Source organism: Anaerococcus prevotii DSM 20548 (assembly GCF_000024105.1).
GTDB classification, from domain to species: domain Bacteria; phylum Bacillota; class Clostridia; order Tissierellales; family Peptoniphilaceae; genus Anaerococcus; species Anaerococcus prevotii.
Genome location: NC_013171.1, coordinates 1115161 through 1139577, shown reverse-complemented (window position 1 = coordinate 1139577; position 24417 = coordinate 1115161). Strand labels below are relative to the sequence as shown.

Genomic DNA, 24417 nt, shown 5'->3' with positions numbered 1-24417 from the left:
AGGAGAGACAATGACTATTATAAGAAAAAAGAAAACAATGGATGGAAATACCGCCGCAGCACACGTATCTTACGCATTTTCTGATGTTGCAGCAATTTATCCTATCACACCATCTTCACCAATGCCTGAATTTATTGACAAGTGGGCTGCTCAAGGTAGAAAAAACCTTTTCGGTAATGAAGTTTCAGTAACAGAGATGCAACACGAAGCAGGAGCTGCTGGTGCAGTTCACGGATCATTAGCAGCAGGTGCTTTAACATCTACATATACAGCAAGCCAAGGATTCCTCCTAATGATTCCAGATATGTTTAAAATGGCAGGTGAGAGACTTCCAGCAGTATTTCACGTTGCAGCTCGTTCTATTTCTACATGTACAATTAACATGTATGGTGACCATCAAGACGTTATGGCAGGTAGACAAACTGGATTTGCAATGCTAGCATCAGGATCTGTTCAAGAGATTATGGACTTATCGCCAGTTGCCCATTTGGCTGCAATTAAGGCAAGGATTCCTTTCGTAAACTTCTTTGATGGATTTAGGACAAGCCATGAGATTCAAAAAATCGAAGTTTGGGACTATGACCAATTTGAAGATATGGTTGATTACGATGCCATTGACGCCTTTAAAAACGATTCCTTATCTCCACATAGGCCAACCATGCGTGGCGTATTTGAAAAGGGTGGATATTTCCAAAGAACTGAAGCACAAAATGAAGCTTATGATAGACTACCAGCTATAGTTGAAGAATACATGGATAAGATTAACGAAAAAATCGGCACAGATTATTCATTATTCAACTATGTAGGAGACCCTGAAGCTACAGATATCATAATTGCAATGGGCTCTGGAACAGATACAATCAATCAAACTGTAGTTAGATTAAACGAAGAAGGTAGAAAAGTAGGACTAGTTAAGGTTCATCTATATAGACCATTTTCAGCTGAACATTTATTAAAAACCATTCCACAAACAGTTGAAAGAATCGCTGTTTTAGATAGAACAAAAGAAAAAGGATCTGTTGGCGAGCCTTTATACCTAGATGTAGTAGAAGTGTTTGCTAATTCTGATAGAAATCCAAAGATTATTGGTGGTCGTTTCGGTCTTGGTCAAAAGGATACAAACCCAGCTCATATCAAGGCTGTATTTGACAATCTAGCAAAAGAGGATGCAAAGAACCACTTTACAGTTGGTATTGATGATGATGTGATGCATACTTCCCTTGACTTCGACAGAAGCTTCGTAATAGATGATGGTAAAACTAACAGATGTATCTTCTGGGGTAATGGTGGTGATGGTACTGTAGGTGCTAATAAAAATGCTATCAAGATTATAGGTGATAACACAGACATGTTTGCCCAAGGTTATTTCGACTATGATGCGAAAAAGAGTAATGGTTTAACCCTATCTCACTTGCGTTTCTCACCAAATCCAATCCATGCAGCTTACTTAATAGATGAAGCAGACTTTGTATCATGCTCACCTCAAGCCTATGTAAAACAATATGAATTAACGAAAAACTTAAAAGACGGAGGAATCTTCCTTCTAAATACAATATGGAATATGGAAGAATTAGAAGAGCATATGCCGGCTGCTATGAAAAAAGATATAGCAGAAAGAAATATCCAATTCTATACTGTAAATGCTTCAAAAATTGCTCTAGAAGTTGGATTAGGTCATAGGACAAACATGGTAATCCAAACAGCCTTCTTTATCCTATCAGAAGTTCTCCCAATTGATGATGCCATTAATTATCTAAAGGAATCCATCCAAGCTTCATACGGAATGAAGGGTCAAGATATTGTCGATATGAACAATAAGGCAGTAGATAGGACTAGAGAAGAATTATCTAAGGTAGAAGTTCCAGAAAGTTGGAAGAACCTTAAGGTTGAGGCAGCAGAAGATAATTCTGATGAGCCAGACTTTATTAGAAATATGGTTAAACCAATCATAAATCTTCATGAAGACGATCTTCCGGTATCAGCTTATCTTCCATACGATGACGGACAATATATGGCCGGCACAAGCCAATATGAGAAGAGAGGTATCGCCCTATTCGTTCCAGAATGGAAGATAGACAACTGTATCCAATGTAACCAATGTTCATTTGTATGTCCTCACGCAACTATTAGACCATTCTTATTAGATGATGAAGCTAAGGCTAATGCGCCAGAAGGCTTTGAAACAAAGAAGGCTATAGGTAAGGGACTAGAAGGATATGAATTCAGAATTCAAGTATCTCCATATGACTGTATGGGATGTGGTAACTGTGTAGATGTATGTCCTGCTCCAACCAAGGCCCTTGAGATGAAGCCAATTGATGAGCAAATTGAAAAGCAAGCAGACAATTGGGAATATGCTCACAACAAGGTAGGCTACAAGGATGATGAAATCGAAGCTAACAATGTAAAGAATTCACAATTCTCAAGACCTCTATTAGAATTTTCTGGAGCATGTGCAGGTTGTGGTGAAACACCTTACGCTAAGCTAATTACCCAACTATACGGTGACCACCAACTTATATCAAATGCTACAGGATGTTCATCAATTTGGGGATCATCAGTTCCATCAATGCCATATTGTACAAATAGTAGGGGAGAAGGTCCTGCTTGGGCATCATCACTATTTGAAGATGCAGCAGAATATGGTTACGGAATGCTTCTTGCAAGCAAGGCTAACAAACTTGCCCTAGAAAATCTAATGAAGAAATTCCTAGGCCTACATGTACAAAGCCCATTAAATGATGCCTTTAATGAATGGTTAGAAAATAACAACGACTTTGAGTCAAGCAAGAAAGCTGCAATTAAGATAGAGTCACTTTTAGGAAATCAAATTGACGATCCAGAAGCTAAGAGAATAGTAGGAAGAATAAAAGCTCTCAAGGATTATATGGTTAAGAAGAGCCAATGGATATTCGGTGGTGACGGTTGGGCTTATGATATAGGTTTTTCTGGAGTAGACCATGTTCTAGCAAGTGGAGAAGATATAAATATCATAGTATTCGACACAGAAGTTTACTCTAACACAGGTGGTCAATCTTCAAAGGCAACACCACTTGCTGCAGTTGCCAAATTTGCCGCATCAGGTAAAAAAGTACGTAAAAAAGACCTCGGTCTAATGATGACAACCTATGGTTACGTATATGTTGCACAAGTAGCTATGGGAGCAAACCAAGCTCAAACCCTTAAGGCAATCAAGGAAGCTGAGGCTTATCCAGGTCCATCATTAATCATTGCTTACGCTCCATGTATCAACCACGGTATCAAGGCTGGAATGGGCAAGACTCAAAGAAGAGAAAAAGAAGCTGTAGCTTCAGGTTACTGGCACTTATGGAGATTCAATCCACTTTTAGCAACAGAAGGCAAGAATCCATTCACTTTAGATTCAAGAGATCCAGAAGAATCCTTCCAAGAATTCCTTCAAGGTGAAGTTCGTTATGCTTCACTTAAGAAGGCCTTCCCTGAAAGTGCAGACCAACTATATGCAGAAGCAGAAGAAGCAGCACGTGAAAGATTAGAATCTTACAAGAAAATGGCGCAAGGAAAATAAAAGAGGTAATTATGACAGCAAATTTAGAAATGATTAAAGAAGCAAGAGAAATTCTTGAAGGTAATATTGAAAAGACTCCAATATATACAGCATCTAGAATGGGTGAGAATCTCTATATCAAGATGGAAAACTTACAAAAAACAGGTTCCTTTAAACTAAGAGGAGCCTTCAACAAGATTGCCCACCTTACAGATGAACAAAAGAAAAAAGGTGTAATATCTTGTTCAGCAGGAAACCACGCCCAAGGTGTGGCCCTATCAGCAACTAGACAAGGGATCAAATCATATATATGTATCCCATCAATTGCTCCTCTTTCTAAGATCGAAGCTACTAGGGGCTATGGTGGTGAAGTAATCATAGTAGATGGAACCTTTGATGATGCTCAAGCTAAGGCTTATGAGCTTCAAAAAGAAAGAGATCTAACTTACGTTGCACCTTTTGATGATGAATATGTACTATCTGGACAAGGTACTATAGGTCTTGAAATCTTAGATCAACTTCCAGATGTAAAATACATCGTAGTTCCAATAGGTGGGGGTGGACTAATTTCAGGAATAGCCTTGGCTGTAAAATCCCTAAGACCAGATGTAAAAATCATAGGTGTGGAACCAGAAAATGCAGCATCAATGCTCGCTTCAAGAAAAGCAGGGAAAATTGTAACACTTGATTCTGCAAACACTATGGCTGATGGTATAGCTGTCAAAAAACCAGGCGAGATTACCTTTGACCTATGCGAAAAATATGTCGATGAAATAGTAACAGTATCAGAAGATGAAATAACCAACGCCATCCTAAGACTTCTAGAAGAAAGTAAGGTAAGTGCAGAAGGAGCAGGAGCTTCATCTGTTGCTGCAGTACTTTCAAACAAATATGATTTCTCTGATGGAAAAGTCTGTGCGGTTCTTTCTGGTGGTAATATTAACGTTAACACAATCTATCAAATCATTAACTCCGGTTTATTTAAAACTGGAAGACTTACAGAAATTACCACAACAATCTCCGATAAACCAGGTGAGCTAATCAGACTTCTCACTATAATCAAAGACTTGGGCGCAAATATCAAAAATATCGACCAATTTAAATCAGCAGAAACAGTTGGATTTGACCATGCAGTAGTAAGAATTATAGCAGAAACTTATAACAAAGAACATAGAAACCAAGTTTACCAAGCTCTAGCAGATGCTGGATATGCAGAAAGTCATATAAGACGCAACAAATAAAGGTAATTAATGAAGGGTGCACGGATTAACTTCGTGCCTCTTTTTTTGTCTACAATTAATAGATGATAAGATATTCTATTTAAGAATTATCTCGAGTATGGTAGAATATAATTAATTATTAGATTTCAGAAGGAGGATTTATGTCAGATTATATTATTAGTTCTGAATCTATAATGGATTTATCTGCCGAATATGTAAAAGAAATCGGCGTAAGTTTTATAAAATCAAATTACGAACTTAATGGAGAAATATACTTAGACGATTTTGGCCAAAGTTTGGATATGGAAGAATTCTATAGAAATATGGAAGAAGGTGCCGCTCCAAGCACAGCTGCCATTAATACCCAAGCCTACCTAGACTACTTTGAAGAAATCCTAAAAAAAGATATGGATATTATCCATGTGTGTTTATCTTCGGGTCTTACCACCCAATATTCTTGCCTTTTACAAGCAGTTGATATACTCAAGGAGAAATTTCCCGAAAGAAAGATCTATCCTATAGATTCAAAGATGGCTTCTTCTGGTGTAGGCCTTCTAGTAGATAAACTAGTTATGCTCAAAAATGAAGGTATGAGCATAGAAGATTTATATAAATGGGCAAAAGAAAACACCCTCCATGTCATAAGCTATACCAGCAATGAAAATCTAGAATATGTAGCAAGAGGGGGAAGAATTTCTAAAACTGCAGCCAATATTGGAAATCTTCTCAAAATATGTCCTTTAATAGAAATTGATGATGAAGGTCATATGCAGGTAACTCAAAAAGTAAGAACAAAGAAAAAACTTCTCAAGACTTTAGTCGATAGGATGGAAAAAAACGCTATTGGTGGCCTTAATTATAATGATAAACTTATAATAAGTCATGCAAGCAATGAAAAGACAGCCAAGGAACTAAGGGATATGATGGCAGATAGGTTTAAGGAGATATCTGCTATAGACATATTTGAAATTGGTCCTACAATAGGTAGCCATATAGGACCTGGAGCTATTACAATGTTCTACTGGGGTGAAAAAAGATTAGGATAAGCAAGAGAAAACGCTTGTCCTAAAAACATAAACTTGTATAATATTATTAGATAAATAATTAACAATACGAGGAGGCTATATGACCTACAAAACATTTTCAGTACCAAACACCATTATCCATGGAGAAGATGCCCTAGACTACCTATCAACTATTGATGGCAAGAAAGCAGTTCTTGTAACTGGTGGATCTTCCATGAAGAGATTTGGATTTTTGGATGAAGCAAAAGCGCAACTAGAAAAAGCAGGAATTGAAGTCGATATAATTGATGGCGTGGAGCCAGACCCATCTGTTAAGACTTGCCTAGAAGGTGGCAAGAGAATGGAGAAATTCGGACCTGATTGGATAATTGCAATCGGTGGAGGCTCTGCTATGGATGCAGCAAAAGCCATGTGGGTTTTCTATGAGTATCCTGGCTATGACTTTACAAAGCTTGCAGATTTTGATAACCCAGCTCTTAAAAACAAGGCAAGACTTATATGTATACCATCAACATCTGGCACAGCTTCAGAGATTACTGCCTTTTCTGTTATAACTGATACAGAAAAAGAAATAAAATATCCTCTAGTCCATCCAGACTTCGTACCAGAAGTTGCGATTTTGGATACAAGAATTCCTGCCAAGATGCCAGAAAAAGTAACAGCTGCTACAGGAATGGATGTTATGACTCATGCAGTAGAAGCTTATGTTTCAACAAGTGCAGATGATTTTACAGATCCATATGCCATTAGGGCTATTGAATTAGTCTTTGAAAATCTCGAGAAAGCCTATAAGAATGGAAGCGATATGGACGCACGTGAGAAGATGCATACAGCATCAACCATAGCAGGAATGGCCTTTACCAATGCTTCTTTGGGTATAGTTCATTCCATGGCCCACAAAATTGGTGGTGTTTTCCATCTAACCCATGGAGAGGCCAACGCAATAATGCTACCATACATCATTGATTACAATAGAAAATCTTGTGATAAGTATGAAAAACTTGAAAAGATTTTAGGGATTGACGATCTAGCAGAAGAAATTAGAAAATTAAATGCTAAAGTCGGTATTGCTCCTAACATCAAAGAAGGAAAAAATACAGTAATTAGCGAGGAAGATTTCCTAAATCATCTAGATTTAATGAGCGAAAATGCCTTTAAGGATGCTTGCACATTGACTAATCCAAGGGAAACCTCAGCTAGTGATATAAAGAAAATCTACAAGGCGAGCTACTACGGAGAAAAAGTAGACTTCTAGATAATAAAAGTAGACTTCTAGATAATATTAGGGATGTTTAATTTTAGCGATGGATAATTATAGGGTAAATAGTTTTCCTTTCCATCCATATGAATTAAACATCTCTTTTTTCTATAGTATAATATATAGGAAAGAAGGTGGAATATGAATTTTTTTGAAAAATCAAACGAAATTAAAGAGTACATGATTGATATAAGAAGAAGAATTCACGAAAATCCAGAACTCGCTTTTGACTTGGAAGATACAAGTAAGCTTGTCAAAGAAGAATTAGATAAATTAGGGATTAGCTATACTTCCCCAATAGAAAACTCAGTACTTGCAAGTTTGGGCAAGGGAGATAGGACGATATTATTAAGAGCCGATATGGACGCTCTTCCAATAGAAGAAGAAAATGATTTGGATTTTAAGTCAAAGAATCAATGCGGACATATGTGCGGCCATGATTTTCATACAGCAATGCTTTTAGGAACTGCCAAGATCTTAAAGGGAATAGAAGAAGACCTTGATGGTGTTGTCAAATTAATGTTTCAACCCGCTGAGGAAATCCTAAAGGGTTCAGAAAAAATGATAGAAGCGGGAATCCTAGACAATCCCAAGGTAGATAGGGCAGTTATGGTTCATATGGATACTACAAGACCTATGGGCATTTATATAAAAGATGGAGCCATGGCTACATCAAATAATAATTTTAGAATTAGAGTCGAAGGGAAATCTTGTCATGGTGCAATGCCAGAAAATGGAATCGATGCAGCCTTTGTTGCAAGCCAAATCGTAAATGGCCTACAAGAAATTGTATCTAGAGAGCTTTCCTTTACCAAGGGAGCGGTACTTACTACAGGTCATATCAAGGCAGGATCTGCTCCTAATATAATACCAGACAAGGCTATTATCGAAGGAACTTGTAGGACCTATCATGAAGAAAGTAAAAAGCATATTCAAAAAAGAATTCCAGAACTTAGTAAATATATAGCCAAGGCCTATAGGGCAGATTCGACATTTGAGATTCTTTCGGATGTTCCTGCTATAATTAATGATAAGGACTTTTATAAAGACGCTATTAGAGTCTTAGAGAATGTTAAAGAAGAAAATAAGGACTTTAACTTAATAGATGATTGTGAAGCGGTTACGGCAAGCGATGACTTCGCAAATGTAGCAAGGCTTGTTCCGTCCTTAATGCTAATGGTTGGTTGTAAAGTAGAAAATGGCGAGGTCTATCCTCTTCATAACGGTAAGGCGATCTTTAATGAAGATTCAATTGTCTATGGTCCTACTACTATGGCAAGCCTTGCCTATGATTATTTGAAAGGAGAAAATAAATGAAATTAATTTGTTATAAAAGATGTACAACATGTAAGGGCGTTGAAAAAATGCTCGATGAGAAGAATATTTCTTATGAATTAAGAGATATAAAGGATGAAAACCCTACAAGAGATGAACTAAAATCTTGGCATGAAAAAACAGACTATGATATTAAAAGATTCTTCAATACATCTGGAAAAATATACAGGGAAGAGAATTTAAAAGATAAGCTAAAGGAAATGACTTTAGATGAGAAATATGATCTCCTAGCAACAGATGGAATGCTAGTTAAAAGACCAATTCTTTTTACTGATGATGGCAAGATTCTGGTTGGTCCTGATGTCAAAAAATACGTAGAGACTTTATAATGAATATAGATTTAAATAAAATAGCAGGGCTTGATGATGAGAAATGTCTTGATGAACTTATAAACTTTATAAGAGTTCAAGTCTCTGATGAAGAAAATCCTATAGCCCTAATGGCCAATGTTTCTGCTTTTATCAAGGCCTATGTGAGAGATTTGAATTGGGCAGGCTTTTATATAGTAAGAGATGAAGGCTTAATACTTGGACCATTTCAAGGACTTCCAGCTTGCACTAGGCTTTCTTTTGATAAGGGAGTTTGTGCCAAGGCTTATAGGGATAGGGAAATAGTTAAGGTAGATGATGTAGGAGAGTTTAAAGATCATATAGTTTGTGATAGTAATTCCAAATCTGAGCTTGTGATTCCCATATTTAATGAAGAAGACCTAGTCTGTTTAATAGACCTTGACTCACCAAAGCCAGCTCGCTTCACTGAATTAGAGCTAGAGAAATTTAGGGAGATTGGTCAAATTTTAGAAAATACAATCTATTTATAAGAATAAGATATGCCGCTGGCTTAGAATCATAAAGCCCTATTACTTGTGATTTATGATGACTATTATCAGTGGCTTTTTATATGAATTGAAAATCTTATCTAATTTTGAATTGTAAAAATATCTTAAAATTATATAAAATACTTATATTTTCTTTCATTTATTAGTATAATAATCGATAAGCCAGATAGAATTAAATAAAAAAACTTATATAATACTATAATATAATATAAAATGAAAAGAGAGGTTTGTATGACACATGCTAGCTATATAATTAGCGCAACATCTTCTGTCGATATTACAGAAGAACTCTTTGAAAGGTTAGATGTGAAATGGATTCCGTTCCATTATCAGATAGATGGAAGAGATTACTTGGATGATTTGGGAGAAAGTATAAGTCTTAGCGATTTTTATGAAAAAATGATTGCAGGATCTTACTCGACCACTAGCCAAATAAATGTTTTTGAATATCTTAATTATTTTGAACAATTCTTAGAAAAAGGCAAGGATATAATTCATCTTTGCTTATCTTCAGGAATAACTGGTGAATACAATAATGCTTTAATAGCTAAAGAAGAGCTTGCTGAAAAATATCCTGAAAGAAAGATCTATGTTCTAGACTCCCTTAATGCTTCGGCTGCCCAACTTTTTCTAGTCAAAGAGATGGCGAAAATGAGAGATCAGGAAAAAAGTATAGAAGAGATAAATGATTGGGTGATAAACAATAGGGACAGGGTTAATGGATGGTTTTTAAGTTCTGATCTAACCTATTATATTAGGGGAGGCAGGATATCCAAGACCAAGGGAACTGTCGGCAATGCCTTAAATATTTGTCCGGTTATGGAAGTTAACAGATTTGGTGAGCTAATCGTAAGAGAAAGGGTAAGGACCAAAAAGCGTGCGATCAAGGTTCTTTTAAAGAAGATGGAAAGTTTTGCTGATGATGGTAAAGACTATGATAATGAATGTTTGATTATTCATTCCCATGACTATGAAGGAGCCGTAGCCCTTAAGGAAAAACTCTTAGAAAATTTTCCTAAGATAAGGAAGGATATTGAAATTTATCAATTTGGAACTATAATAGGTTCTCATACGGGACCAGGTACCCTAGCTGTAGTATTTTGGGGCGAAGAAAAGGGAAGATAGTTAGGAGGATGGATGAGACTAAGACATAAAGCAAATGCAATTCCTGAGATGAGGGAAAACAATAAAATATATTTTGATGCGAGCGTAAATAAGGGAAAATGGAAGGATATTTTTGGCAATGATAATCCTATACATCTAGAAATTGGAGCTGGTAAGGGAGAATTTGTCACACAAATGGCAAATTTACATAAGGATATAAACTATATAGCCTTAGAGATGAATACAAATGCTTTTGTTGTAGCTAGCAGAAAAATGCTCGATGAAGATATGAAAAATGTCAGAGGTATAATTGGAAATGCCGAAAATCTTGAAGAGTTTTTTGAGAAGGGTGAAGTTGATAAAATCTATCTCAATTTCTCTACTCCTTGGCCCAAAAAACGCCACCATAAGAGGAGGCTATCTCACAAGAGATTTCTAGATAGATATAAGAAAATAATATCTGATGGAGCAGAAATTGAGCTAAAGACTGATAATGAAGACTTTTTTGATGCAAGCTGCCTCTATTTTGAAGACTTTGGCATGGAGATTGAAGAAGTCGATAGGGACTTAGATATCAATAAATCAGTTGTTACAGAATATGAAGCGAAATTTAGGAAAAGAGATATGCCAATATATTTTGTAGCTGCAAAATTTCAAAATTAGCAAGGGAGAGAGCCTATGAAAACTAAAAAAGCTAAAAGATTACTCAGTGGATTTATTATTCTGATATTTCTAGTATTTGTTTCCTATTTCTTTGGGATGAAGGCAGGAGTATTTAAGACTAAAGAAGAAGTAACAAGCGACATTGTAAAGGAACAACTAGTAAGCGTTAAGGAGCTTACTACATTAAAATACAGATACACAAATGTAGGATCATTTGAAAATGACAATGAATTTTATGGAATCAAAATTCCTTTCACTACCAAGAAATTTATCATATCTTATGATGGAGAAATCAGTGCGGGAATAGATTTAGATAAGGCTAAGGTAGATATTAATGATGAGAAGAAAGCTATAAATATATCCCTACCTCAAGCCAAAATCTTATCCCATCAGATAGATGAGGACTCTCTTACAATCTTTGATGAGAAAGAATCTATCTTCAACCAGCTAAAGATAAAAGATTTCTCAGAATTTCGTAAAAATGAAATGAAAAAGACTGAACAAGAACTCTTAGAAAAGGGCTTTTTGGAAGAAGCAAGGGATAAGAGCAAGGATGCTATTATAGAAATATTAAATATTAACCCATTAATCAAAGATGAATATACAGTTAAGGTAAATTAAAAGATCCGCTAGCTATCGAGCTTAAGATAGTTAGCGGATTTTTAGCTTAAGAAAAAACTTACTAAAGGATAAAGTATTATTTGATGGGCCAGATAAATTGGCATAGAAAGTCTTCCAATCCTTGCAAGGATATTGTCATTTCCCTTACTTATATTCTTTTCTTTAAGATAATTTCCTGCACTTAGGCCAGCAAGATAAGCGAATATCCAAGGTATTATAGGAAAATAATCTGTCGAAATAAAGCTTGAAGAAGGGAAACTAGGATAAAGATATTATTTTCATATAAATCATCAAATAATCTAAAGCCAGTCAAGGAAGCTCTTGGTATATTATAAGTTCCTACAAAAATCAAGAGGAAAATAATAGCAAAGTATGGAGGAATCTTCCAGAATCTTTGGATAAGTCCGGCAATTATCATAGAAAGTCCCAACCCGTTTAAGACTCCCCAAACAATTAATTGGTTCTTAGCGAAAACATATGTGATTAATGTAATAGCAAAGCCAAAGAGTGAAGTTTTTATTCCTCTTTTTATATTCTTCTTAGAATTGAGAAGGCTTGATGTGATCCCTGATATTATAAAAAATGATAAGGCTATAGTTATTTGCCATATTCGGTTTAAAGTAGTTCCATCATACCAGCTTATAGGTCTAAAATAATTTATATTGTAGGCCAGGTGGAAAAGAACCATCGAGATAATAGTAAAACCCCTAAAGCTATCTAAATAATAATTTCTCTTCATACATACTCCTTGTTTAGATTATACCACTTGGGGTTAGTCTGTAGTAAGAGACGAGAAAGAGAAAAGGAGTTTATATGAAAAAAATAGTAGTACTACTAGAATCACTATTCGAAAAAAGTGAATTAATATATCCATATCACAGACTAAGGGAGGACTTTGATGTTGTCCTTGTAGGAAGCGAGAAGTACGTAGAATATCCATCAAAAGCTGGTTATAAGGTAAAATCTGACATAATAAGCAAAGAAGCCTATCCAAGTGAATTTGACGGAGTGTATATTCCGGGAGCTTACTCACCAGATGGAATGAGAAAGCACGAAGCTACAATAAATTTTGTCAAAAAATTTCACGAAAACGGCAAGTCAATTGCCGCTGTATGCCACGGTCCATGGGTTGTCTCTGATGCAGGACTTCTTGATGGAGTAAAGGCTAGCTCAACCCCTACTATCAAAAAGGACTTGATAAATGCTGGTGCGAAATGGGAAGATAGGGAAGTAGTTGTATATAATAATATAATTACAAGAAGATCTCCTAAAGACCTACCAGCCCACGTAAAGGCCTTTGTTGATGCTTTAAAATAATATAAGATCTTAGCCCCAAAATCCCTAGGAATGGCGGGGTTTTCTCTTGCCCAAAAGGTATTTATTAATTATAATATGAAGGTGGAGGATATAATGGAAAATTTTAATCAATACTACGAATTTATATTAAATAGGGGAAGTACAAGTGGGGGTCATAGTCTAGAGAAGATAAAAAATCTCTTAGAATATTTTGATAATCCCCAGGATAAAATAAAGGTGATTCATATTGCAGGAACTAATGGCAAGGGATCTACTGCCAATATGATCGCCAATACACTTTCAAGGGAAAATAGGGTCGGCCTATTTACTTCGCCATATATGACCAAGATAAATGAAGCTATATCAATTTCTGGAGTTGATATAAGCGATAGTGATTTTGCAGAAATTATTGATAGGTTGAAGAAGCCTTTGGAAGAACTTGATAAAAAAGGACTCCACAATTCTTATTTTGAAGTCTTGACAGCTATAATGTATATTTATTTTTATGAAAAAAAGGTAGATGTCGCCGTTGTAGAAGTAGGACTAGGAGGAAGTCTTGATTCAACTAATATTATTAAAAGTCCTCTAGCCTGTGTAATAACTACTATTTCAAAAGACCACATCCAAATCCTAGGTGATAGCCTAGAAGAAATAGCCCAAAACAAGGCGGGAATTATAAAAGATAAGTCAGAAGTTTTTCTGTATCCAAAGGAAGGTACAGTGAAGGAAGTTTTCATAAAAAAAATAGAAAATACTTCTAGCAGACTCCATACTTTTGATAAGGAAGAGATTAATATAATAAAAACAGGACCTGATTATAATGAGTTTTCATTTAGGTCTTATAAGAATATTAAGACAAGGCTTGTTGGAATCCATCAGATATATAATGCAGTGACAGCTCTTATAACTTTGGATTTCCTAAAAGATGAGTTTTCTATCTGTGAAAGAGATATTTATGAAGGCTTATTAACTACTAGAAATCCTGGTCGACTTGAACTTATAAATAAGAATCCAAGAGTTTTAGTCGATGGATCTCATAATAGAGAAGCCATAGATGCCTTGATTGACTCTATATCTTCTTACAAATATAGAAAACTTATCGTTGGATTTTCTATTTTAAAGGATAAAGATTATGATTATGTAATTGATAGTCTGGCTAAGATTGCCGATGAAATCATAGTTACAAAAATAAAAGACAACCCAAGGGCCTTTGATACAGATGAGCTTTATAGCCTAGTGAAAGATAAAGCTAAAAAGGCTATAGAGATTGTAGACTTAGTAAAAGCTTATGAGTATTCTAAAGAGCTTGCACATGAAGATGACCTAGTTCTTTGGTGTGGATCCTTGTATCTTGTGGGAGATATATTAAAAAACGAAAAAGCTCCTCGATAAGGAGCTTAGAGTAAATCTTTGATTTGAGTAAAGAAGATTGATGGGGATAGTTTTTCTGATCCCCTCTTTTTTATTGTTAGGATATGGAGATTTTTCTTAGCCCTAGTCATGGCAACATACATAACCCTTCTTTCTTCTTCGATTTTATTTACAATATCTTCATTATCAACTATGATAGGAAACTCATTTTTCACCATGTTGATTACGAATACATTATCATATTCCAAGCCCTTGGACTTATGGATTGTAGAAAGAATAAGGTTAGACCTAGAAGAGGAGAGTTTTTTTTCAAGCTTATCCTTCTTACTATAAAAGTCTTCAATACTTTCCAAATTTTTAGTAAAATTTACCATAGATTCAATAAAGAGGTCTTTGTTTACAACTTCTTCCCTGTATTTCTTGCTGAAATTTGAAATATAGGACTTGTAATCCATGTATTTATAGATGTAAGATATCTTCTTGTCAAGACTAAGCTTTCTAATATGTTTTAATTGTTTTTCCTTTTGGATTAGGGTTTCTATTTTGTAATCTTCCAAATCCATTTCATAAAGTGCCTCAAAAACATTTTTATTAAGAGCCTTATGGGAAAGCTTATCCACCTCTTCTTTCTTAAGAAAAGTTCCAATCTTATAATATATTTCACAAAAAAGATCAATTCTATCAAAATCATCCGAGAACTCAATAATATTAAATAAATCATCTATGATTTTTGATTCGAAGAAATTGAGACTAGAAATATTCACAGAAAAATCAATCTCATCTTCCATCAAAAAGGAAATTATATTTAGGGCTTGAATATTGTTCCTAAATAAAATTGCGTTCTTTTCTTCTTGATTCATATTTTCTATAATAAATTTATATTGGTCCCTGACGTTTCTTAGACTTTTGATTGATATTTGTCCCCAAAAGTCATTTTTAGTGAACAAATCCTTAGGATAACGATCTTGGTTGATATCTATAAAAGCCTTGGATAGATTTACTATCTTTTTTGAAGACCTGTGATTTTCTGTCATCTCTATGATTTTTAAATTTGGGTATTTACTTTTTAAATTGAGTAAGTAGGATACATTGGCAGCCCTAAATGAGTATATAGACTGATCATCATCTGCTACTATCATCAAATTATTTAGGGGAGCTACGATTTTTTCTATAATTTTAAATTGAATTAGAGAAGTATCTTGGCCTTCGTCTACTTGTATATATCTATATTTTTTTCTAATAGAATTTAAAAGTCTGGGGTCATTTTCAATTAACTTAAGGGCCATAACTTGCATATCGTCGAAATCTATATAGTAATTTCTTATTTTAAAATTCTCGTAAGCCCTATAGATTTGAAAACAGTTTTTGATCTTGGTGTCTTCTAGATAATCCTCATCTATCATGGCATTTTTCATATAAGAAGTTAATCTAAAAAATTCACTGAGATCTTCTTTTGATATTTTTTTATCGTTAATCTTAAAATAAATCTTACCTATTAAATCATATTTATTATAAAGGTCATCTGATTCCAACAATCTTAGGTTTCTATTATTTTTTTTGAGATAATTTCTTATTATTAGATAGCAAAAGGCGTGAATGGTCATAAAATTTGCATCAGATGAATTGTATCTATCCTTCATATCTAGTGCCTGGGTCTTAGAAAAGGTTATGGTAAGGATATGCTTTGGATTGACTGTTTCTGATAAGAATTTAATTCTTTCCAAAAGCATGGTGGTTTTTCCTGCTCCAGGGCCAGCAAGGACCAAAATCGGACCATCTTTGTGCCTTAAGGCTAAATTTTGTTGGCTAGTTAGTTTCATATCTATATTTTATCATATTAATTTCTTTAAATATATGTTAAAATATAAGAAGAAGAAAAAAATAGATGGGGGAAATAATGCTAACACAAAATTTTTTGAAATCAAGAACATCAACTAGAGACTTTAAAGAAGATAATTTATCAAACAAGGTAGTAGAAGAATTAAATAAAGAAATGGAAGCTTCTGCTGCAGAACATGGAAAAGAAGACATCAAGTTCTTACTACTAACAGATGGTGATGAAGTTTATCAAAAACTTCAAGGCCTTGCAGGCTACAAGGGAGTTATGATTAAGGCTCCAAGCTATATTGCCTTGAACACTCTAAATGATAAAAAAGAGACCTATGTTAAGGCCGCTTACGCAACAGAAGAGCTCATCACTAAATTAAATGAGCTTAAGCTTGGCAATTGCTGGATTACAGTAAGTGAGGTAGAAGAAGATATCAAAAAATCTGCATTCAACTATACAGAAGGTGATGTTTCAATACTCTTAGCCATTGGCTATCCAATAGATGATACAGTAAGAGAGCACAAGTACTACGACAGACTTGCAAACTCAGACTTGGTATATATAGATAGCTTTGATAATCCTGCAAGTGATGAAGATTTAGAGCAAAGAGGCCTTAGTAGCATCTTCGATTATGCGAAATACGCTCCATCAGCATACAATGCTCAACCATGGAGATTCCTAATAGAAGATGATAAACTTTCAATCTATATCAAAGACTATGCAGGCGATGTAAATTTAATAGATGCTGGTATAATAATGTATTATATTGACGAATTAGGAAAGACAATTTCATCTAATAGCAAGTGGGACATCAAACCAGTTGTCGATGGGAAAGAATATACCTACATCGCAAGTAAGAATTTATAGAATAATGGGCGCTCAAGCGTCCTTATTTTAATGAAGGAGTTAGAATTGATAAGATTATATACGGAAAAAGATTTTGAAAAAATGAGAGCTGCAGCAGAAATTCTCTGCCAAACTCATTTAGCTATAAGAGAAGTTATTAGAGAAGGAATCACGACCCTTGACCTTGATAAATTTGCCAATGAATTTATTACGAAACACAAGAAGGCAATCCCAGCCCAACTAGGTTATGGCGGTTTTCCATTTACCCTATGCATTTCAGTAAATGATGAAATATGCCACGGTTACCCAACAGATTATGTCCTCCAAGAAGGAGATATTGTTTCAATAGATAATGTAATCGATCTTGACGGTGGTCTTGCTGATTCTTGCTGGACTTATACAATTGGAAATATGAGTGAAGAAGATCAAAGATTAGTCGATGTCGACCTAGAATGTCTAAAAAGAGGTATAGAGGCTGCTGTTGTTGGAAATAGAATAGGAGATATCGGAGCTGCCATTCAAGAATATGTTGAAGATGAAAATGGATTTTCTGTTATAAGAGACTTTATAGGTCATGGAATAGGCAAGGAAATGCACGAAGATCCACAAGTTCCTCACTACGGCAAGGCAGGAAGAGGACCTAGAATTGAAGCTGGCATGGTATTTACTATTGAGCCAATGATTGCTGCTGGTGATTGGAAGATGAAAGTTGACGATAACGGTTGGACCGCAAGAACAAGAGATGGTTCTAAATGCTCACAATTCGAACACCAACTGATAATTCATGAAGATGGTCCAGAGATAATAACTGATCAAGATAAGTACAAATTGACTGAAGAAGATCTAGATTTTATAGAATCTTATAAAATAAGAAATAATTTATAGGAAAAGCACGGGATGATACCGTGCTTTTATATATCCTCTAAAGATATTTGATTTTTGTATTTTTCTTTTTCTTTCATTTTTTTGTTATAACAAGATCTGCATAGGGGTTCATATAAATCTTTTGAACCAATTTGGATACGAGATTCATCCGAAGTCTTCCTATAAGATGCCCAAGCATCTTCTCCACATGATGCGCAAATTGCGTGGTGCTTTACAAGCTCATCTGCTATAGGCATGATTTCTTTTATAATTTCAAATGGTTGAGTCTTATAGTCCATATCAAGTCCTGATACAACTATAGTAATCTTCATTGCCATTAGTTCGTTGAATATATCAATCACTTCGCCAGGATCGTTAGGAAAGAATTGTAATTCATCAATTCCTATGCAGTCTATATCCTTATTTTTCGCATAAGCTAAGATTTCTCTTAAGTTTTCGACCTTATGAGCGTCTAGTTCTAAGTTATCGTGGCTTACGATTTTTCTTTCATCATCTCTGCTATCGATTGACGGTTTAAAGGCTACAATTTTATAATTCGCTATCCTCATCCTATAAAGCTCTCTCCAAAGGGAGGTTGTTTTTCCTGAAAACATGGAGCCTGTGTGGACGATTAATCTTCCTTGTTTTTTCATAGGACTTCTATACATTAAACTTAAAGTTGACTACATCACCATCTTGCATGATGTAATCTTTTCCTTCTTGTCTTAGGAGGCCTTTTTCCTGAGCCTTGTGGATTGAACCAGATCCTACTAAGTCATCATAAGAGACAATCTCTGCCTTGATAAATCCTCGAGATATATCAGAGTGGATTTTACCAGCGGCGTCTACTGCCTTTGTTCCATTTGTGATGGTCCAAGCTCTTGTTTCCATCTCTCCAGTTGTCAAAAATGACATTAGGTTTAGAGTCTTATATGAATCCTTGATTACCTTATCAGTACCCGATTCTTCAAGACCGATCATAGCTAAAAATTCCGCTCTTTCTTCTTCATCTTCGATTTCAGAAATTTCTTGCTCAATTTTAGCGGAAACTACAGAAACTTCAGCTCCTTCGCTTTTGGCAAATTCACGAACCTTCTCTACATATGGATTATTCTTACCATCATTTGCAGCATCTTCTTCATTTACATTACATACATAAATGATTGGCTTTGTAGAAAGAAGCTGGTAAGCCCTAAGCATTTTATTTTCTTCTTCATTTAAGTCTAATATTCTTGCAGACTTTCCCTCTTCAAGAACTTCCTTAATTCTTTCTAGAAGCTCAACTTCGCTTCTTACGCTCTTATCACTTCTTGCAACCTTTTTTCTCTTCTCTAGGACCTTATCTACAAGTTCAAGATCAGAGAAAATCAATTCGAGATTAATAGTTTCTATATCTCTTAATGGGTCAACTGATCCATCTACGTGGGTTACGTTAGCATCGTCAAAGCATCTTAAGACTTCAACTATTGCCTCTGTTTCTCTAATATTAGATAAGAACTTATTTCCAAGTCCTTCACCCTTGGAAGCACCCTTTACAAGTCCTGCTATATCATAGAACTCTACAACTGCTGGGACTATCTTTTTGCTAGAGCTCATTTCTGATAGAACTTCTAGTCTTTGATCAGGCACATTTACAAGACCAACATTTGGATCTATAGTCGCAAATGGATAGTTGGCAATAAGTGCACCCGCTTTTGTTATGGCATTGAACAATGTTGATTTACCAACATTAGGCAAGCCTACTATTCCTAATTTCATTTAATCACTCCATCCACTTTTTTATTTTTGCAATGATTATATTATAATTGTTTTAGGAGAAATATCAATCTAGATATCAGATGAATTCCTGTCAATACTTGCTTGTTAATCTCTTTTGAGGAAATTAAATTATGTAAAGAGATTATTATTAGTATAATATAGATAGATGATTACTTTAAGATTTTAAGGAGAAAAAAATGAATATCAACGAACGATTAGAAAAACTTAGAAATCTAATGAGAGAAAGAAATATAGACGCTTATATAGTTCCAACTTCTGATCCTCACCAGTCAGAATATTTGTCTGATTATTACAAAACACGTGAATTTATATCAGGCTTTACAGGATCTGCTGGAACTGTTCTTATTACTATGAATGAGGCGCTTTTATGGACTGATAGCAGATATTTCTTGCAAGCAGCTAAGGAGCTTAAGAATTCTGAGTTCAAATTAATGAAAATGGGAGTAGAAGGTGTTCCTAATCTAATCGAATACTTAGATGAAAATATAGGAGAATTTGGCAAGATTGCCTTTGATGGCGAAAACTTTTCGGTAAAAGCCTATAAGGATCTAAGTGAAAGTATGGGAGCGAGAATTCTGGTATCCGATGTTGATTATATCTCTCAAATTTGGACAGATAGACCAAGCTTAAGAAAAGATAAAGCTTGGATTATGAAAGATAAATATGCAGGTGAAAGTATTTTACAAAAAATAGAACGTCTTAGAAAGAAAATGGCCGATAATGGTTATGATTATACTTTCATAGGTTCTCCTGAAGACATTTGCTATCTTTTAAATATTAGAGGTAACGATATTGATTACAATCCAGTTATTTTGTCATATTCTTTAATATCAAAAGATGAAGCATATTTGTGCATAGATGAAGAAAAAATTCCTGGAGAAGTTAGAGATTATCTTGAAGATAATGGTGTTAAATTATATGCCTATGAATCTATCTTTAAGCTATTAAATAATATACCAGGTAAGAATAGAATCTTTCTCGATCCTGAAAGAACAAATGTTGCTATATATGATAGCATAAATTCTAATGTTAAGGTAAGTCTCGGTACAAATATAACAACTGATATGAAGGCGATTAAAAATGATGTTGAGATAGAAAATATCAAAAAGGCCTACATCAAAGACGGTATTGCCTTGACTAAGTTTTTCGCTTGGCTTGAAGTTGGGGCAAAGACTGGAAATTTAAATGAGCTTTTAGCAAGCAAGAAACTCCAAGACTTAAGAAAGGAAGATGAATCCTACATTGAAGATTCCTTCGAAACAATAGCAGGTTATAAGGAAAATGCAGCTATAGTACACTATGCTCCACAAGCTACAGGATCTAAGACAATCAGAAATGAGGGAATGATCTTAGTCGATTCTGGTGCTCACTATAAGGAAGGAACTACAGATATCACAAGAACTGTAGCACTAGGAAGACTGACTGATCAGGAAAAAACTGACTACACCCTAGTATTAAAATCATTCTTGAGCTTATTTTTGGCAAGGTTTAAAGATAAGACCAATGGACAGAGACTAGATGCTATAGCTAAATATCCACTATGGCAAGCAGGCAAGGACTTCTTCCATGGAACAGGACACGGGGTAGGCTTTGTACTTACTGTACATGAGGGGCCACAAAGAATTTCAGAAAGAGATGATAGCGGGTTTGTAGAAAACATGACTACATCAATCGAGCCAGGCCTTTATATAGAAAATTCTCACGGAATAAGAATTGAAAATGAGGCTTACGTAAAAAGAGCTATGGAAAATGAATTTGGAAAGTTCAATCAATTTGAAAGTCTAACCTTTGTTCCTATAGATACAAGACCAGTCAAGACTGAGATGCTTAATAGGGATGAGATTGATTGGCTTAACGAATATAACAAGACCTGCTTTGAAAAATTAAGCCCATATCTCGAAGGATCAGAGTTAGAATATTTGAAAGAGAGTTGTAAAGCAATTTGACAAAAAAACAGATTAAAGAGAAATTAAAAGAACTTCCAGACCTACCTGGCGTTTATATAATGAGGAATGCCGAAGATGAAATTATTTATGTAGGCAAGGCCATTTCCCTAAAAAGAAGAGTACGCCAATACTTTGACAATAATAAAAACAAGGGGGCTAAGGTCCTTGCCATGGTCAAAAACATCGACCATTTCGAATATATTATTGTTCAAAATGAGGTAGAAGCCTTAGTTCTTGAGAGCAATTTAATCAAAAAAAATAGACCCAGATATAATATAGTCCTAAGGGATGATAAGCAATATCCCTATATTAAAATCTGTAAGGAAAAATATCCTAGGATAAAAAAGGTTAGACAAGTTTTAAAGGATGGGGGACGCTACTTTGGACCCTTTCCTGATGCTTATGCAGTAAATGATGCGATCGATTTATTTCACCTCTATTATCCCTTTAGAACTTGCAATCTAAACTTCGATAAGGGTGCAAGGCTAGATAGGCCGTGTCTCAATTATTTCATCCATAAATGCAAGGGACCTTGTGTAGACAAGGAGGATGAGAAAAGATATTTAAACCATATAGACGACGTGGTGAAGTTTTTAGAGAACAAATCAGAAAAAATCCCGAATTGGGTTCTTGCTAAAATGAATGATGCGAGTAAGGATTTGAATTTCGAGATGGCTGCAAAATATAGAGACTACTATAGGGCCTTATCTGTGATTTCTGAAAGACAGAACGTTACAGAAACTGGTGGAGATGACCTAGATATAATAGCCATGAGTAAGGGAATGAATTCTATTATTATCCAGGTTTTCTTTATGCGTATGGGAAAGATTGTCGATAGAGAGCACTTCATAATCAAAAACGATTTTATGGAAACTGACTCAGATATTATGTCTTCATTCATAAAGCAGTTTTATCTAGATATAATGTATGTACCAAAAGAAATTCTTGTCCAATATATGCCAGCAGATTTTGATTCTATTAGCGAATTTTTATCTAGAAAGAAAAAATCCAAGGTTTATATACACAATCCAAAACTCGGAAAGAAAAAAGAGCTTGTAGATATGGCAAGCCGTAATGCTCTCGATATGAGAATTAAATATGATAAAAGAGTTGAAAGAAAGGAAAGGAAGAAATCTTCTGGAATCAACCAGCTCATGGACATACTTAATCTTAAAGATGTATTTAGAGTAGAATGTTATGATATTTCTAACACATCCGGCGTTCTTTCGGTAGGATCTATGGTTGTCTTTGAGGGAGGAATACCAACTCCTAAGGAATATAGGAAGTTTAAAATAAAGACTGTAGTAGGAAGCGATGATTATGCATCCCATAGGGAAGTTCTTACGAGAAGGCTAAAACGTGGACTAGAAGAAAAAGAAAAAGGAAATACCCAGACAGGGTTTGGATCTCTACCTGATTTGATCTTAATGGATGGAGGAAAAGGGCAGGTCACTATAGCAAAAGAAGTTATAGATGGCTTGGGTCTATCCATAGAAGTAGCAGGACTTGTTAAGGATGATAAACATACTACAAGAGCAATAGTCTATAACAATGAGGAAATCGCCATTAACAGGAGAGATCCTGTCTATAAGCTCATATATGAAATCCAAGAAGAAGCTCATAGATTTGCAATAAACTACCATAGAAAGCTTATGCAAAACACAATGAAGACTACAGAACTAGACAATATAAAAGGGGTTGGCGAGAAAACTAGGAAAAACCTCTACAAGCATTTTAAGACAATTTCAAATATTAAAAAGGCAAGCGTTGAAGAGCTCATGGAAGTTCCTCTGGTGGGGAAAGTTCAAGCCTTAGAAATATACAAATATTTTAGACTGAAAGGATAGATATGGCAAATAGTACAAGTATAAGCGATTTTAGCGAACACATAGACAAAGAAATTACAAGCGGAATAGATGATAAGACTGTTAAACTAAGTAAAATTGTAGAAATCTTAAATCTAGAGATAGTTCATAAGTCAAGTGATTTTGAAGAAATAGAGCTTGAAAGTGCGGAAGTTAATAGACCCGGACTTCAACTTACAGGATATCTAGAAAAATTTCCCCACAAGAGGCTTCAATTGATTGGTTCAGTAGAATACACTTATCTGACAAGTCTAGATTCAAGGATGCAGTATGAAAGATTTAGGGGAATCCTATCATATAAAATTCCAGCAGTCATCTTTACCTATGATAAGGAAATCAATCAAGACATAGAGGATTTGTGTGACTACTATGATGTTACTCTATTAAGATCTCCACTAAAGTCTACAAGATTGATATCCAAGCTATCAGATGAACTAGAATACCAACTAGCTAAAACCAGTAATGTACATGGGGAGCTTTTAGAAGTATTTGGTGTTGGAGTCCTAATAATGGGAAAATCATCTGTAGGAAAGAGTGAAACAGCCCTTGATCTTGTAAACAGAGGGCACAGACTAATAGCAGATGATATGGTCGACATCATTTCCGTAAATAATAGACTTTCTGGAACTTCACCAGAAAATATAAGGCATTACATGGAAATAAGGGGGCTTGGAATCATAAATGTCAGAAGATTGTATGGTTCAGGTTCTGTAAAGACAACTACAGGAATTGATTTGGTAATAGAATTAGAGCAATGGAAAGAAGATTACGAATACGACAGACTTGGACTTGATGATCACTTCATAGAAATTCTTGGAGTAAAGGTTCCTCATCTGGTTGTTCCTGTTAGGGCTGGTAGAAATCTTGCGCTGATTGTGGAAGTTGCCGCTATGAATCAAAGAGAAAAGAACCTAGGTTACAATGCCGCAAAGGTTATGACCGATAATATCTTTAGACAAGCTGCGGGCAGAGAGCCAGATGATTTATCAAATCCTAGCCAAGTAGATGAAGACGAACAATTATAAGAAGATT

The 24417-nt window shown here is 35.0% G+C and carries 22 protein-coding genes; 17 read left to right on the top strand and 5 right to left on the bottom strand.

Annotated features, from left to right (window positions below; translation table 11 throughout):
* The first annotated feature begins 10 nt into the window (after positions 1-10).
* The 10 genes from nifJ to APRE_RS05380 all read left to right on the top strand — a co-directional run bounded on the left by nifJ (position 11) and on the right by APRE_RS05380 (position 11590).
* Complete coding sequence (gene nifJ, locus APRE_RS05425) at positions 11-3547, top strand: pyruvate:ferredoxin (flavodoxin) oxidoreductase (RefSeq protein ID WP_015777993.1); 3537 nt, start codon at positions 11-13, stop codon at positions 3545-3547.
* Between the two features lie 11 nt (positions 3548-3558).
* A complete protein-coding gene (ilvA, locus tag APRE_RS05420) occupies positions 3559-4767 on the top strand; it encodes a threonine ammonia-lyase (protein ID WP_015777992.1) in 1209 nt (402 codons plus the stop codon).
* A 140-nt stretch (positions 4768-4907) separates the two neighbouring features.
* Complete coding sequence (locus tag APRE_RS05415) at positions 4908-5792, top strand: DegV family protein (RefSeq protein ID WP_015777991.1); 885 nt, start codon at positions 4908-4910, stop codon at positions 5790-5792.
* Positions 5793-5871: 79 nt separating this feature from the next.
* A complete protein-coding gene (locus APRE_RS05410; RefSeq protein WP_015777990.1) occupies positions 5872-7026 on the top strand; it encodes an iron-containing alcohol dehydrogenase in 1155 nt (384 codons plus the stop codon).
* Positions 7027-7170: 144 nt separating this feature from the next.
* A complete protein-coding gene (locus APRE_RS05405; protein WP_015777989.1) occupies positions 7171-8346 on the top strand; it encodes a M20 metallopeptidase family protein in 1176 nt (391 codons plus the stop codon).
* Entirely contained in the window at positions 8343-8693 is a 351-nt protein-coding gene (locus tag APRE_RS05400) for a Spx/MgsR family RNA polymerase-binding regulatory protein (protein ID WP_015777988.1), read from the top strand. Before APRE_RS05405 ends, APRE_RS05400 begins: the two co-directional genes overlap by 4 nt.
* Positions 8693-9184: a GAF domain-containing protein gene (locus tag APRE_RS05395; RefSeq protein WP_015777987.1), complete on the top strand. Its 492-nt coding sequence runs from the start codon at positions 8693-8695 to the stop codon at positions 9182-9184. The genes APRE_RS05400 and APRE_RS05395 overlap by 1 nt, the downstream gene beginning before the upstream one ends.
* A gap of 249 nt (positions 9185-9433) precedes the next feature.
* Entirely contained in the window at positions 9434-10327 is an 894-nt protein-coding gene (locus APRE_RS05390; RefSeq protein WP_015777986.1) for a DegV family protein, read from the top strand.
* Positions 10328-10339: 12 nt separating this feature from the next.
* Positions 10340-10969 carry a tRNA (guanosine(46)-N7)-methyltransferase TrmB gene (gene trmB, locus APRE_RS05385; protein ID WP_015777985.1) on the top strand — a complete coding sequence of 210 codons (630 nt, stop codon included), beginning with the start codon at positions 10340-10342 and terminating at the stop codon, positions 10967-10969.
* A gap of 15 nt (positions 10970-10984) precedes the next feature.
* A complete protein-coding gene (locus tag APRE_RS05380) occupies positions 10985-11590 on the top strand; it encodes a DUF4230 domain-containing protein (protein WP_015777984.1) in 606 nt (201 codons plus the stop codon).
* Between the two features lie 41 nt (positions 11591-11631).
* On the opposite strand, the gene APRE_RS09925 is transcribed toward APRE_RS05380, so the two are convergent.
* On the bottom strand, positions 11632-11796 hold the full coding sequence (locus APRE_RS09925) for a hypothetical protein (RefSeq protein WP_257005702.1): 165 nt from the start codon (positions 11794-11796) through the stop codon (positions 11632-11634).
* Positions 11797-11804: 8 nt separating this feature from the next.
* Entirely contained in the window at positions 11805-12329 is a 525-nt protein-coding gene (locus APRE_RS05375) for a DUF1624 domain-containing protein (RefSeq protein ID WP_257005686.1), read from the bottom strand.
* A gap of 74 nt (positions 12330-12403) precedes the next feature.
* On the opposite strand from APRE_RS05375, the gene APRE_RS05370 reads away from it, so the two are divergent.
* On the top strand, positions 12404-12907 hold the full coding sequence (locus tag APRE_RS05370) for a type 1 glutamine amidotransferase domain-containing protein (RefSeq protein WP_015777983.1): 504 nt from the start codon (positions 12404-12406) through the stop codon (positions 12905-12907).
* A 93-nt stretch (positions 12908-13000) separates the two neighbouring features.
* A complete protein-coding gene (locus tag APRE_RS05365) occupies positions 13001-14278 on the top strand; it encodes a bifunctional folylpolyglutamate synthase/dihydrofolate synthase (RefSeq protein WP_015777982.1) in 1278 nt (425 codons plus the stop codon).
* Positions 14279-14283: 5 nt separating this feature from the next.
* On the opposite strand, the gene APRE_RS05360 is transcribed toward APRE_RS05365, so the two are convergent.
* Positions 14284-16077: an ATP-dependent helicase gene (locus APRE_RS05360; protein ID WP_015777981.1), complete on the bottom strand. Its 1794-nt coding sequence runs from the start codon at positions 16075-16077 to the stop codon at positions 14284-14286.
* Between the two features lie 77 nt (positions 16078-16154).
* Between APRE_RS05360 and APRE_RS05355 the strand changes: the two genes are divergently transcribed.
* Entirely contained in the window at positions 16155-16952 is a 798-nt protein-coding gene (locus APRE_RS05355; protein WP_015777980.1) for a nitroreductase family protein, read from the top strand.
* 45 nt (positions 16953-16997) lie between these two features.
* Entirely contained in the window at positions 16998-17816 is an 819-nt protein-coding gene (map, locus tag APRE_RS05350; RefSeq protein WP_015777979.1) for a type I methionyl aminopeptidase, read from the top strand.
* Between the two features lie 26 nt (positions 17817-17842).
* Here the strand turns inward: map and APRE_RS05345 are convergent, their stop codons facing one another.
* Both APRE_RS05345 and ychF read right to left on the bottom strand, forming a co-directional pair.
* The gene (locus APRE_RS05345; protein ID WP_015777978.1) at positions 17843-18448 is read right to left on the bottom strand and encodes a thymidine kinase; all 606 of its coding nucleotides are present in this window, start codon (positions 18446-18448) and stop codon (positions 17843-17845) included.
* 7 nt (positions 18449-18455) lie between these two features.
* Complete coding sequence (gene ychF / locus APRE_RS05340) at positions 18456-19553, bottom strand: redox-regulated ATPase YchF (RefSeq protein WP_015777977.1); 1098 nt, start codon at positions 19551-19553, stop codon at positions 18456-18458.
* A gap of 197 nt (positions 19554-19750) precedes the next feature.
* On the opposite strand from ychF, the gene APRE_RS05335 reads away from it, so the two are divergent.
* From APRE_RS05335 to hprK, 3 genes are read left to right on the top strand one after another with little or no spacing between them, the layout of a single operon-like run.
* Positions 19751-21520, top strand: a complete 1770-nt coding sequence (locus APRE_RS05335) for an aminopeptidase P family protein (RefSeq protein WP_015777976.1) — start codon at positions 19751-19753, stop codon at positions 21518-21520.
* Complete coding sequence (gene uvrC / locus APRE_RS05330) at positions 21517-23367, top strand: excinuclease ABC subunit UvrC (RefSeq protein ID WP_015777975.1); 1851 nt, start codon at positions 21517-21519, stop codon at positions 23365-23367. The genes APRE_RS05335 and uvrC overlap by 4 nt, the downstream gene beginning before the upstream one ends.
* A 2-nt stretch (positions 23368-23369) precedes the next feature.
* Complete coding sequence (gene hprK, locus APRE_RS05325; protein WP_015777974.1) at positions 23370-24410, top strand: HPr(Ser) kinase/phosphatase; 1041 nt, start codon at positions 23370-23372, stop codon at positions 24408-24410.
* Positions 24411-24417 lie beyond the last annotated feature (7 nt).

Bases quoted from the DNA above. Each gene is read 5' to 3' on its own strand.
- nifJ (WP_015777993.1), top strand. From the start codon at position 11: ATGACTATTATAAGAAAAAAGAAAACAATGGATGGAAATACCGCCGCA.
- ilvA (WP_015777992.1), top strand. From the start codon at position 3,559: ATGACAGCAAATTTAGAAATGATTAAAGAAGCAAGAGAAATTCTTGAA.
- APRE_RS05415 (WP_015777991.1), top strand. From the start codon at position 4,908: ATGTCAGATTATATTATTAGTTCTGAATCTATAATGGATTTATCTGCC.
- APRE_RS05410 (WP_015777990.1), top strand. From the start codon at position 5,872: ATGACCTACAAAACATTTTCAGTACCAAACACCATTATCCATGGAGAA.
- APRE_RS05405 (WP_015777989.1), top strand. From the start codon at position 7,171: ATGAATTTTTTTGAAAAATCAAACGAAATTAAAGAGTACATGATTGAT.
- APRE_RS05400 (WP_015777988.1), top strand. From the start codon at position 8,343: ATGAAATTAATTTGTTATAAAAGATGTACAACATGTAAGGGCGTTGAA.
- APRE_RS05395 (WP_015777987.1), top strand. From the start codon at position 8,693: ATGAATATAGATTTAAATAAAATAGCAGGGCTTGATGATGAGAAATGT.
- APRE_RS05390 (WP_015777986.1), top strand. From the start codon at position 9,434: ATGACACATGCTAGCTATATAATTAGCGCAACATCTTCTGTCGATATT.
- trmB (WP_015777985.1), top strand. From the start codon at position 10,340: ATGAGACTAAGACATAAAGCAAATGCAATTCCTGAGATGAGGGAAAAC.
- APRE_RS05380 (WP_015777984.1), top strand. From the start codon at position 10,985: ATGAAAACTAAAAAAGCTAAAAGATTACTCAGTGGATTTATTATTCTG.
- APRE_RS05375 (WP_257005686.1), bottom strand. From the start codon at position 12,329: ATGAAGAGAAATTATTATTTAGATAGCTTTAGGGGTTTTACTATTATC.
- APRE_RS05370 (WP_015777983.1), top strand. From the start codon at position 12,404: ATGAAAAAAATAGTAGTACTACTAGAATCACTATTCGAAAAAAGTGAA.
- APRE_RS05365 (WP_015777982.1), top strand. From the start codon at position 13,001: ATGGAAAATTTTAATCAATACTACGAATTTATATTAAATAGGGGAAGT.
- APRE_RS05360 (WP_015777981.1), bottom strand. From the start codon at position 16,077: ATGAAACTAACTAGCCAACAAAATTTAGCCTTAAGGCACAAAGATGGT.
- APRE_RS05355 (WP_015777980.1), top strand. From the start codon at position 16,155: ATGCTAACACAAAATTTTTTGAAATCAAGAACATCAACTAGAGACTTT.
- APRE_RS05345 (WP_015777978.1), bottom strand. From the start codon at position 18,448: ATGAAAAAACAAGGAAGATTAATCGTCCACACAGGCTCCATGTTTTCA.
- ychF (WP_015777977.1), bottom strand. From the start codon at position 19,553: ATGAAATTAGGAATAGTAGGCTTGCCTAATGTTGGTAAATCAACATTG.
- APRE_RS05335 (WP_015777976.1), top strand. From the start codon at position 19,751: ATGAATATCAACGAACGATTAGAAAAACTTAGAAATCTAATGAGAGAA.
- hprK (WP_015777974.1), top strand. From the start codon at position 23,370: ATGGCAAATAGTACAAGTATAAGCGATTTTAGCGAACACATAGACAAA.